The organism is Paracoccus aminovorans (assembly GCF_001546115.1).
GTDB lineage: Bacteria > Pseudomonadota > Alphaproteobacteria > Rhodobacterales > Rhodobacteraceae > Paracoccus > Paracoccus aminovorans_B.
This window is the reverse complement of sequence record NZ_KQ955208.1, coordinates 553,860-562,400: the sequence shown is the minus strand read 5'-3', so window position 1 is coordinate 562,400 and position 8,541 is coordinate 553,860. Positions and strand designations below refer to the sequence as shown.

Sequence of the window (8,541 nt, the reverse complement as noted above, 5' to 3'; positions counted from 1 at the left end):
CTCTCGCAATACCCGTTCTCCCAGGGTGAACCCGGCTCGATGAACGCGGTCTTGGCACCAACTGCGCCGATCCAGCCCTGCACCTTCTTGGCAATGAATTCCGCGCCATTGTCGGACCTTATGAACGCAGGCGGGCCACGCAAGATGAACAGATCCGTCAGGGCGTCGATTACGTCGGTGGAATTGAGCCTGCGGTTTACACGGATCACCAGCGCCTCCTTCGTGAATTCGTCGATGATATTGAGCGTCCGAAACAGCCGTCCGTCATGTGTCCGGTCCTGAACGAAATCATAGGACCAGACGTGGTTCGGGTGCTCCGGCCGGAGACGGACGCAGGACCCGTCGTTCAACCAGAGCCGACCCTTCTTTGCCTGCTTTTGCGGGACCTTCAGCCCTTCACGCCGCCATATCCGTTCCACGCGTTTATGATTTACATGCCAACCGGCGTTGTTCAGCAATCCGGTGATCATCCGATAGCCATATCGCCCGTAGGTGCGAGCGAGCGTGATGATGTCTTCCGTCAGCCGTTCTTCGTCCGGGGCGCCGCAAGGAACCTTGCGTTGCGTCGAGCGGTGCTGCCCGAGGATGCGGCAGGCGCGGCGCTCGGATATGCCGAGCGCCTGCCGCACATGGTCAATGCACTGGCGACGGCGCGAAGGGCTTAGAAGTTTCCCCGTGCAGCCTCGCTCAGGATCATCTTGTCCAAGGTCAGATCTGACACCGCGCGCCGCAACCGCTGGTTCTCCGCCTCAAGCTCCTTGAGACGCTTCAGCTGATCCCGGTTCATGCCGCCATACTGCTTGCGCCAGCGATAATACGTCGGCTCGGTCACGCCGATCTGCCGCACCGCGTCGGAAATTGCCATTCCCTGTCCATGAAGCACTTCAATCTGTCGAAGCTTCAGAACGATGTCTTCCGGTTTGTCTCGCTTGCCTGCCATCTGATGGTCCTCCTGAACAGGATATTTCTATCCCAGTGGGTGGACCACTTCAGTGGGGGCACTCCAGACCGCATCCGTTCCTGATCGAGTGATGAGACGTGTCCGCGCAAGCGGGCGCGGCAGCGTCTTCACGCCCAGCGACTTCCTCGCCGTCGCCGCTCGCCCGTCCATCGATCAAGCGCTGTCCCGGCTGGTTAAGAGTGGTCAGCTTCGCCGCCTCGCCCGTGGACTCTATGACTTCCCCAAGCTGCATCCGAAGCTCGGCCCGCTCTCTCCCGCTCCCGACGATGTCGCCAAGGCGCTCGCCCGGGAGACCGGCTCGCAGGTTCAGATCGCCGGCGCGCGGGCGGCGAACGCACTTGGCCTTTCGACACAGGTCCCGGCCCAAAGCACTTACCTGACCGACGGTCCCTCCCGGCGCGTCGTGCTGGGCAAGCGCGTCGTTGATCTTCGTCACGCCTCGCCCAAGCATCTCATCGCCCCCGGAAGCCCTGCCGGAACGGTCGTTCAGGCCCTTCGCCATGTTGGCCCTGTGCGGGCGGCCGACGTCGTGCAAGTCGCCGCGCGCCGGCTGTCGGCCATCGACAAGAAGACACTGGCTTCGACCGCCTTTCAGGCTCCGGCCTGGATGCGGCCTACCCTCGTCTCGATCGCCAACGGAGCGATGGCCGATATCGATGGATAAGGTCGCCCTGCTCCCGCTGACAACCGCGCCGCCCTTTTCGGGGAGACTGGTGCCGGCCGGGGTGTCACCGACACGATCATCGAAAAGGATTTCTGGGTCTGCTGGACCCTCAGGCGTGTCTTCGGGCTGCCAAAGGGGACGACGGCCAAGCCGAGCCGGATGGTCGGCAGAGTCGCCACATGCTCTAGCTGGCCGAGCATCACCCGAATTTCGGCGGGCGAGAGAGAGAGAGCGGTCCTTGGGAACGAACGTCGCGATCGACGCCGGCCCGACCTCTTCGGCGGGGTTCGGCACCTTCTCCCGTGCAGCTTCGCGAAGGCGAAAACCAGCTTCACGATGTCACGAACATGCGCCGCCGTGGCCGGCGCTCCCTGCTTCCTCACTTTGTCGCACATCGCGCGGAGATCTTCGGGCGTGATTTCCGTCAGTAGCCGATTGCGGAACGTCGGCAGGATGTCCCGCTCGTAGATCGAGCGGCGCATCGCGCGCGTGCTTTCGGCCATCCGGTGCTCTTGCAGCCAGCGTTCGCCAAACTCGCCGAAGCTCTTTGCTTCCTTGACGCGGCGCTTCTCGCGCTGCTTCTCCTGGGCGGGTGACCGCCCTTCGAACGCTGCGCGTCGATCAGCTTCTCCCGCGCACGGGCCAGAGAGAGGCCCGCCAGCCCGTATCGGCCGAGGGTCAAGGTCTCGCGTCGACCGTGCATACGGTAGTCATAGCGGAACATGACGGTGCCCGACGGGTTCACGACGACATACATACCGTCACGGTCAGAGATCTTGTGTAATTTGTCTTTGGTTTCAGTGTCTTGATTGCTGCATCGGTAAGCGCCGGACCCTCCTGGATCGTTCAAAAAAGCCAGAGCCCCTAAAAATACCGTCACAAGCTCTCTAGACCATGACGGTATATGCAATTCCGCGATGTCACAAAACGCCCCATACCGTCCGCTCCGCCGTCGATCACGAGGCTTGCCCGGTGATTGACGGCGAGAGATGGCGGGATAAATTTATTTATTTTCAGCGCATTACGGAGGGCAATCGGCGGTCATTGGCGGCGTTCAGATGGGTCTGAATCATTCCCACTCGATGGTGCCGGGCGGCTTCGAGGTGATGTCATAGGTGCAGCGGTTGATGCCCTTGACCTCGTTGATGATCCGCGTTGCGGTTTCGCCAAGGAACTCATGCGTGAAGGGATAGTAATCCGCCGTCATGCCATCGACCGAGGTCACCGCCCGCAGCGCGCAGGCATAGTCGTAGGTGCGGCCGTCGCCCATCACGCCCACGGTGCGCACCGGCAGGATGGCGACGAAGGCCTGCCAGATCTCGTCGTAGAGCCCGTGCTTGCGGATCTGGTCGATGAAGACCGCATCGGCCTTGCGCAGGATGTCGAGCTTGTCGCGGGTGATTTCGCCCGGGCAGCGGATGGCGAGGCCGGGGCCGGGGAAGGGGTGGCGGCCGATGAATTTTTCCGGCAGGCCCAGCTCGCGGCCGAGCGCGCGCACCTCGTCCTTGAACAGCTCGCGCAGCGGCTCGACCAGCTTCAGCCCCATCTTCTCGGGCAGGCCGCCGACATTGTGATGGCTTTTGATGGTGACCGAGGGGCCGCCCGAGAAGCTGACCGATTCGATCACGTCCGGGTAGAGCGTGCCTTGGGCGAGGAATTCGGCACCCTCGATCCCGTTGGCGTATTTCTGGAACACGTCGATGAACAGGCGGCCGATGGTCTTGCGCTTGACCTCGGGGTCCGAAACGCCCTCGAGCGCGCCGATGAACAGGTCGGCCTCGTCGGCATGGATCAGCGGGATGTTGTAGGTGTCGCGGAACATGGTCACGACTTCCTCGGCCTCGTTCAGCCGCAGCAACCCGTGGTCGACGAAGACGCAGGTCAGCTGGTCGCCGATCGCCTCGTGGATCAGCACCGCGGCGACCGAGCTGTCGACGCCGCCGGACAGGCCGCAGATGACGCGCTTGGTCCCGACCTGCTCGCGGATCTTGCGGATCGCTTCCTGGCGATAGGAGGCCATGGTCCAGTCGCCGGTGAAGCCGGCCATGCGGACGAAATTCTCCAGCATCCGCCGGCCGTTCGGGGTGTGGTGCACCTCGGGATGGAACTGCACGGCATAGAAGCCGCGCGATTCATCGGCGATCATCGCATAGGGGGCATTGGGCGAGGTGCCGATGACCTCGAAACCGGGGGCGAGCTGCGTCACCCGGTCGCCATGGCTCATCCAGACTTCCTCGCGGCCGGTATCGAACAGGCCGGCGAAGATGCCGTCGCCCTTGTGGCCCTCGGCCGGGGCGATGAAGGCGCGGCCGTATTCGGCGTGATGGCCGGATTCGACGCGGCCGCCCAGCTGCTCCATCATCACCTGCTGGCCGTAGCAGATGCCGAACACCGGCACGCGCATCTGGAACACGGCCTGCGGGCAACGCGGCGAGCCGGCTTCGGTGACCGAGGCCGGACCGCCCGACAGGATCACCGCCTGCGGGGCGAAAGCGTTCAGGAAGGCGTCATCCACCGCGTTGAAGGGATGGATTTCGCAATAGACGTTCAATTCGCGCAGGCGCCGCGCGATAAGCTGCGTCACCTGGGAGCCGAAGTCGATGATGAGAAGGCGCTGATGCTGGGTCATGGCAAGGCTTTAGGCTGCGGCAATGCGCTTCGCAAGAGGGCTGACGCATCGCCGGCCGCAGCGCCGCAGGGGTATTTTCGCAACAAAGAAGGCCGGTCGTCGCGCCTGAGCCGACGGTGCCATCCAATCGGAACCAATCGCCTTCTTTGTTGCATAAATACCCATGCCGACCATGCCGCCGGCGCCGTCAGCGCCAGAGATGCCCCAGCGCCTCGACCGGATCGGGTTCGGACCAGATCTCGGGCCCGAGCGCGATGAAGTCGCTGACCGGCGCCAGCTGGCCGATCAGGGCCGGCGTCAGCGCGCCTTCGGCCACCACCGGCACCTCGATCACCTCGGACCACCATTGGAACAGGTCCAGCTCGGCCGGTGCGCCATGGCCCAGCGCCGAGGCGCCGCAGGGGCCGAAGCTGACGTAATCCGCCCCCGCTTCGGCCGCGTTCATGCCGTCGTGGCGCGAGGCGCCGCAGAAGGCGCCGACGATGGCGTCCTGGCCCAGCTCTTTCCTGGCATAGCGCACCGAGCGCGCGCCGTCGGTCAGGTGCACGCCGTCGAGCCCGTGGCGCTGCGCCAGCGCCACGTGATCGTCGATCACCACCGCCACGTCGCGGGCATGGGCGATCTCGCGCGCCAGGTCGGCGATGCGGCCCAGCTCTTCCTCGGAGCCGGCGCCCGGGATGCGCAGGCAGGCCACCGGAAAGCGGTCCATGACATCGGCAAGCATCGGCCCCAGCGTCGAGGCCGCCGCGCCGACGGGGGTGATCAGATAGAGCTGCGGCGAATTCGGTTGGTCTGTCATGGCGCTGTCATCCTGAGGTTCGCCCCAGCAGATAGCGCAGCGCCGCGCGCCTTGCCAGTGCTTCCCGGGAAGGATATGGCCCCGCCCATGGAACCCGCGATCATCCTCGTGCGCCCGCAGATGGGCGAGAACATCGGCGCGGCGGCGCGCGCCATGCTGAATTTCGGCCTGACCGACATGCGCCTGGTGGCGCCGCGCGACGGCTGGCCCAATCCGCGCGCCGTGGCCATGGCCTCGGGGGCCGCAGGCCGGGTGCTGGACCGGGCGCGGGTGTTTCCGACCTTGGCCGATGCCATGGCGGACGTCGATTACGCCTATGCCACTACCGCGCGCGGCCGCGAGTTGACGAAGCCGGTGCTGACCCCCGCCACCGCCATGGCCGATGCCCGGCAGCGCCATGCCCAGGGCGGCCGCACCGCGATCCTGTTCGGCCCCGAGCGTGCGGGGCTGGAAAACGACGACGTGGCGCGCGCCAATGCCATCATCACCGTGCCGGTGAACCCGGATTTCCCCTCGCTGAACCTGGCGCAGGCGGTGCTGCTCAACGGCTATGAATGGGCGCGCGAGAGCCTGCCGCCCGAGCCCGCCCCGCATGGCCGCCGCCCCGATGGCGAGGCGCCCGCCACCCGCATCGAGATCGAGAAGCTGGCCGACCATTACGAGGAACGGCTCGAGGCCGCGGGCTTCTTCTTCCCGGCCGAGAAGGCGCCGGCGATGAAGCTGACGCTGCGCAACCTGTGGTCGCGGCTGCCGCTGACCCGGGCCGATACGCGCATCTTCCACGGCATGCTGCGCCAGCTGGTCCGGCGCGCCGATTGATTTCCGGGCGCGCCCGGGCCAAGGTCGCGCCTGTTCGAACAAGGAAGCTGACATGGCAAGACGCCCCGTCTTTCAGGAAGTCACCGAAACGAGCCCCAAGGCCACGCAGCCCTCGGGCGGCATGATCGACGCCGGCCATCGCGGCGCCCGCGGCGCGATCCGGCTGTGGCTGATCGTCATCTTCGTGCTGGTCGCGGCGATGATCGCGCTGGGGGGCGCCACGCGGCTGACCGGCTCGGGGCTGTCGATCACCGAGTGGAAGCCGGTGACCGGGGCGATCCCGCCGATGGACGCCGCCGCATGGGCTGCCGAGTTCGACAAATACAAGCTGATCCCGCAGTTCCAGCGGGTGAATCCGGACATGGACCTGGCGGGCTTCAAGCAGATCTACTGGTGGGAATGGTCGCACCGGCTCTTGGGCCGGCTGATCGGCTTGGTTTGGGCGGTGGGCTTCCTGGGCTTCCTGGCCGCCCGCCGCATTCCGACCGGCTGGGTGCCGCGGCTGTTGCTGCTGGGTGTGCTTGGCGGGGCGCAGGGCGCCATCGGCTGGTGGATGGTGCATTCGGGCCTGTCGGGCGAGATGGTGCGCGTGGCCTCCTATCGCCTCGCGCTGCACCTGGGGCTGGCGTTCGCGATCCTGGGCTTCATCGCCTGGTATGTCATGCAGCTTTCCCGCTCTGAGGCGGCGCTGCTGCGCGCGCGCCGGGCGGGCGAGGCGAAGCTGTTTTCCATGACCACCGGGCTGATGCACCTGGCCTTCGTGCAGATCCTGCTGGGGGCGCTGGTCGCCGGCATCGACGCCGGGCGCATGTATACCGGCTGGCCCACCATGGGCGGCGAATGGATCCCGGCCGAGATCTGGGACGCCGCCCTGGGCTGGCGCAACTTCTTCGAGAACCCGGCCCTGGTGCAGTTCATCCATCGCATGGTGGGCTATCTGCTGGCGATCTTTGCTCTGGTGGTGTTCCTGCGCGCCCGGCGCTCGCCGCATCCGCAGACGCGCGGCGCCTATCTCGCGATGATCGCGGCGGTGGCGGTACAGGTGCTTCTGGGCATCATGAACGTGATCCATGCCGCGCCGCTGCCCTTGGCGCTGGCGCATCAGGTCATGGCCGTGGCACTCTTCACCCTGATCCTGCGCGCGCGCCACCATGCGCGCTATCCTTATGAAACCTCGGTCAGGGGAACCATCCGATGAGCGCCTTCGACGATCTTCTCGCCTTCCAGCGCCAGACCGAGGCGCTGTCCTCGGTCGCCGAACGGCTGGGCTGGGACCAGGAAACCGTGATGCCGCGCGGCGCGACCGAGCAGCGCAGCGAAGAGATGGCGGCGATGGAATCGGTGCTGCACGAGCGGCGCACCGATCCGCGCATCGGCGAATGGCTGGACCAGGCGGTGCCCGAGGACGCTGAGGACGCCCGCATCATCGAGCTGATCGCCCGCGATTTCCGCCGCGCCTCGCGCATTCCGGCGCGGCTGGCGACGGAACTGGCGCGGCAGACCTCGCTGGCGCAGGGCGTCTGGGCCGAGGCCCGGGCCAAGGACGCGCCCGAGGAATTCCTGCCGGTGCTGGGCGACATCCTGATGCTGAAGCGCGAGGAGGCCGCGGCGCTGGCCGATGGCGGCGACCTCTACGACGCGCTCCTGGACGATTACGAGCCCGGCGCCACCCAGGCGCAGATCGCGCGGCTGTTCGACGCCATGCGCCCGCGCCTGGTTGCGCTGCGCGAGGACGTGCTGGGCGCCGACTATCAGCCCGAGCCGCTGACCGGGCATTTCCCGCAGGAAACCCAGCTTCGCCTGGCGCGGACCTGTGCCACCGCCTTCGGCTACGACTGGACCCGCGGCCGCATGGACATCGCCGTGCACCCCTTCAGCTCGGGGCGCTGGCAGGACAGCCGCATCACCACGCGGGTGGTCGAGACCGACCCGTTCAACTGCCTCTATTCGACCATCCACGAGGTCGGCCATTCCAGCTATGAACTGGGCATCGACCCCGATTATGCCTTCACGCCGCTGGGCCGCGGCGTCTCGATGGGCGCCCACGAAAGCCAGAGCCGGATCTACGAGAACCAGATCGGCCGCGGCCGCGCCTTCACCGGCTGGCTCTATCAGCGCATGTCGGATGCCTTCGGCGGGCTGTCGCTGCCCGATGCGGATGCCTTCCATGCCACGGTCAACCGGGTGACGCCGGGCTTCATCCGCACCGAATCCGACGAGGTGCAATACAACCTGCACATCATGCTGCGCTTCGACCTGGAGCGCGACCTGATCGCCGGCCGGCTGGATACGCGCGACCTGGTCGAGGCCTGGAACGCGCGCTTCCTCAACGATTTCGGCGTGGCCGTGGACCGGCCCGCCAATGGCGTCCTGCAGGACGTGCATTGGGCGGTCGGGCTTTTCGGCTATTTCCCGACCTATGCGCTGGGGAACGTCTATGCCGGCTGCCTGAACGCGGCCATGCGCGCCGCCGTGCCCGATCTCGACGCGGCGCTGGCGCGCGGCGAGGCCGATCCGGCGGTGGAATGGCTGCGCGAGAACATGCAGCGCCATGGCGGTCTTTATCCGCCGCGCGACCTGATCGAGCGCGCCACCGGCGCCGAGATCAGCGAGGCGCCGCTGCTGGACTATCTGGAAGAGAAATTCTCGGGCATCTACCGGCTTTGAGC

General features: G+C 66.3%; 7 protein-coding genes and 2 pseudogenes. 4 read left to right on the top strand and 5 right to left on the bottom strand.

Annotation, left to right across the window (positions count from 1 at the left end; all coding sequences use genetic code 11):
- Positions 1 to 940 (bottom strand): annotated as a pseudogene (locus ASV56_RS02895) (IS3 family transposase); the annotation flags it as partial.
- Positions 941 to 1,031: 91 nt separating this feature from the next.
- On the opposite strand from ASV56_RS02895, the gene ASV56_RS22455 reads away from it, so the two are divergent.
- Positions 1,032 to 1,625: a DUF6088 family protein gene (locus ASV56_RS22455; protein ID WP_082724714.1), complete on the top strand. Its 594-nt coding sequence runs from the start codon at positions 1,032 to 1,034 to the stop codon at positions 1,623 to 1,625.
- Here the strand turns inward: ASV56_RS22455 and ASV56_RS24885 are convergent.
- From ASV56_RS24885 to ASV56_RS02870, 4 genes and pseudogenes are all read right to left on the bottom strand, one after another.
- The gene (locus tag ASV56_RS24885; protein WP_437435915.1) at positions 1,553 to 2,293 is read right to left on the bottom strand and encodes a tyrosine-type recombinase/integrase; all 741 of its coding nucleotides are present in this window, start codon (positions 2,291 to 2,293) and stop codon (positions 1,553 to 1,555) included. The two genes, ASV56_RS22455 and ASV56_RS24885, sit on opposite strands and share 73 nt — an antisense overlap.
- Positions 2,227 to 2,505, bottom strand: a pseudogene (locus ASV56_RS25020) (Arm DNA-binding domain-containing protein); the annotation flags it as partial. The gene ASV56_RS24885 and the pseudogene ASV56_RS25020, both read right to left, overlap by 67 nt.
- Before the next feature lie 189 nt (positions 2,506 to 2,694).
- Positions 2,695 to 4,254, bottom strand: a complete 1,560-nt coding sequence (gene guaA / locus ASV56_RS02875; RefSeq protein ID WP_062560716.1) for a glutamine-hydrolyzing GMP synthase — start codon at positions 4,252 to 4,254, stop codon at positions 2,695 to 2,697.
- A 187-nt stretch (positions 4,255 to 4,441) separates the two neighbouring features.
- Positions 4,442 to 5,053 carry a thiamine phosphate synthase gene (locus ASV56_RS02870; RefSeq protein WP_062560715.1) on the bottom strand — a complete coding sequence of 204 codons (612 nt, stop codon included), beginning with the start codon at positions 5,051 to 5,053 and terminating at the stop codon, positions 4,442 to 4,444.
- 75 nt (positions 5,054 to 5,128) lie between these two features.
- Here ASV56_RS02870 and ASV56_RS02865 point away from each other — a divergent pair, with 75 nt between their 5' ends.
- The 3 genes from ASV56_RS02865 to ASV56_RS02855 are packed head-to-tail and all read left to right on the top strand — an operon-like array spanning position 5,129 to position 8,539.
- On the top strand, positions 5,129 to 5,872 hold the full coding sequence (locus ASV56_RS02865; RefSeq protein ID WP_062560714.1) for an RNA methyltransferase: 744 nt from the start codon (positions 5,129 to 5,131) through the stop codon (positions 5,870 to 5,872).
- Positions 5,873 to 5,924: 52 nt separating this feature from the next.
- Complete coding sequence (ctaA, locus tag ASV56_RS02860) at positions 5,925 to 7,070, top strand: heme A synthase (protein WP_062560713.1); 1,146 nt, start codon at positions 5,925 to 5,927, stop codon at positions 7,068 to 7,070.
- Positions 7,067 to 8,539, top strand: coding sequence for a carboxypeptidase M32 (locus tag ASV56_RS02855; protein WP_062560712.1), 1,473 nt, complete (start codon positions 7,067 to 7,069; stop codon positions 8,537 to 8,539). Before ctaA ends, ASV56_RS02855 begins: the two co-directional genes overlap by 4 nt.
- Positions 8,540 to 8,541: the final 2 nt, after the last annotated feature.